The organism is Mesorhizobium sp. P5_C1 (assembly GCF_054049815.1).
In genome coordinates, this window is sequence record NZ_JBFULQ010000721.1 from 1 (window position 1) to 2,307 (window position 2,307).

Here is a 2,307-nt window from a genome sequence, read left to right on the forward strand (position 1 = left end):
GCCTTGGCCTTGGCCTCCGTCAGGCCGACGGAGGCGACCTGCGGATTGCAGTAGGTGCAGCCCGGAATCTTGAGCTTGTCGGTGGCATGCACGCCGGGAAAGTTGGCAATCTTTTCGACGCACACCACGCCCTCGTGCTCTGCCTTGTGGGCAAGCATCGGCGGGCCGGCGACATCGCCGATGGCATAAATGCCGGGCACATTGGTCTTGCCGTAGCCGTCGATGACAATACAGCCCCGGTCAGTCTTCACGCCCAGCGCCTCAAGCCCGAGGTTTTCGATGTTGCCCTGCACGCCGACGGCCGAGATCATGCGGTCGGCGGTGATCTTCTCGACTTTGCCATCCTTCATCTCGACATGCGCGGTGACCGAGTTCGCGCCCTTCTCGACCTTGGTTACCTTGGCCTCGAGGATGATCTTCATGCCTTGCTTCTCGAACTGCTTTTGCGCGAATTTCGAGACTTCGGCGTCCTCGACCGGCATCACCGCAGGCAGGAGTTCGACAACCGTCACTTCGGCGCCCATGGTGCGGTAGAAGGAGGCGAATTCGATGCCGATGGCGCCTGAACCCATGACCAGCAGCGATTTCGGCATCTCCTTYGGCACCATGGCCTCGAAGTAGGTCCAGATGAGCTTGCCATCCGGCTCGATGCCGGGCAGCGCGCGCGGCCGGGCGCCGGTCGCCAGAATGATGTGCTTGGCGGTGTAGGTGCCCTCGCCCTTGACGCCTTTCGGCACCGGCGGCTGCGGCTCCATTGGCGTCTTGGCCGTCTTGGACACGACGATCTCACCCGGCTTCGAGAGCTTGGCTTCGCCCCAGATCACGTCGACCTTGTTCTTCTTCATTAGGAAGGCAACGCCGCCATTGAGCCGCAGCGAGACTTTTCGCGAACGGTCGACCACGGCAGAAGTGTCGACGCTGACCTTGCCGTCGAGCTTCAGCCCGTAATCCTTCAGGTGATCCGAATAGTGCATGATCTCGGCCGAGCGCAGCAGCGCCTTGGTCGGAATGCAACCCCAGTTGAGGCAGATGCCGCCAAGATGCTCGCGCTCGACGATCGCCGTCTTGAAGCCAAGCTGGGCGGAACGCACCGCTGTGACATAGCCGCCCGGGCCGGAGCCGATGATGATGACGTCGTAGTTCTCAGCCACGATTTTCTCCTTGATTCACGATTCCAGCATGCYGCGCACGAGGGGCGCTAACGCCTCGCCGATGTTGCGCGTGTTTTCGGCATCGAGATGGACGCCGTCGAGCGGTGTACATTTAGCGACGCTCGCGGCATCAAAAAAGCCGCAGCCCATCTCGTTGGCGGCGGTTTGATAAAAGCCGGCGAGCTTGGGCGACTCGATTGCACCCGTTCCCAACATTTCGGCGTAGTCCACCTTGCGGGTTTCCACGATATGCGGCGGCGCAACCAGGATAATCCTGGGGGCGGCACCGCCGAATGGATAGGCGTGCCCCCGCACGATTTCGACGAGGCGTCGCATGCCATAGGACGCTATGACCGCGCTGCCATGAATCGACGGCTTCATGTCGTTGGAGCCAAGCATGATGACGATCAGATCGATCGGCGAATGCGTGCTCAGGATCGTCGGCAATATCCGGGCGCCGTTTCGGTCCGCGCCGGACAAGAAGTCGTCGTAGGCCGTGGTGCGGCCGCCCAGTCCCTCGGCAATGACGTGGAAGCTCGGTCCGAGCGCTCTCGCCAGTGTGGTTGGCCACTGGTCTTCATGTTCATGTCGGCTCAAAGTCTCCGGGTTGTGTCCCCAGGTCAGCGAATCGCCGTAGCACACAACTGTCTTCATGCACCCACACCCACCTGTGCCTTGATCAAACCGCGTCTCACCCGCCAGCTCACGAACAGCCAGTGAAGAATGATCGTCACCAGGCCCGACAGGCCAAAGCCGACCACCATGGGAATGTCCTTCTTCACCACCGCGGCACCGCTGTCGGCGTAGAGGACAAGCGCGACCAGCAGGGCAAGCATCACCGCAAACACGATCAGCAGCCACTTACCCGTCCTGGCCACCGCCGCGACCGGATCCGTCATGAACTGCGCCACGAAGAAGACGAAGGTAACCATGAAGGTCACCAGCACCGAGAACATGAAAACGAGGATGTATTCTTCCTCGGCGCCAGTGGCGATGGCCAACCACTGCGCGACCAGCCCGCCGGCCAAACCGGAAAGAATGAAAGCGAAAAGGCTGGTGAAGAATGTCCGCACCGCCCTTTCCCTTCCTAGACCAGCATGCCCATCGGGTTCTCGATCAGGCGTTTGAAGGCAACCAGCAATTCGGCCCCCAGCGC

At 61.3% G+C, this 2,307-nt stretch carries 3 protein-coding genes; all 3 read right to left on the reverse strand.

All coding sequences use genetic code 11. The features are described 5' to 3' along the window. Positions 1-1,151 (reverse strand): dihydrolipoyl dehydrogenase (gene lpdA / locus ACXJ7R_RS30360; RefSeq protein WP_457155041.1); only part of this gene is annotated, 1,151 nt, incomplete at its 3' end. A gap of 15 nt (positions 1,152-1,166) precedes the next feature. Continuing rightward, positions 1,167-1,805, reverse strand: a complete 639-nt coding sequence (locus ACXJ7R_RS30365; protein ID WP_457155042.1) for an SGNH/GDSL hydrolase family protein — start codon at positions 1,803-1,805, stop codon at positions 1,167-1,169. Further along, a complete protein-coding gene (locus ACXJ7R_RS30370; RefSeq protein ID WP_457155043.1) occupies positions 1,802-2,224 on the reverse strand; it encodes a hypothetical protein in 423 nt (140 codons plus the stop codon). Before ACXJ7R_RS30370 ends, ACXJ7R_RS30365 begins: the two co-directional genes overlap by 4 nt. Positions 2,225-2,307 lie beyond the last annotated feature (83 nt).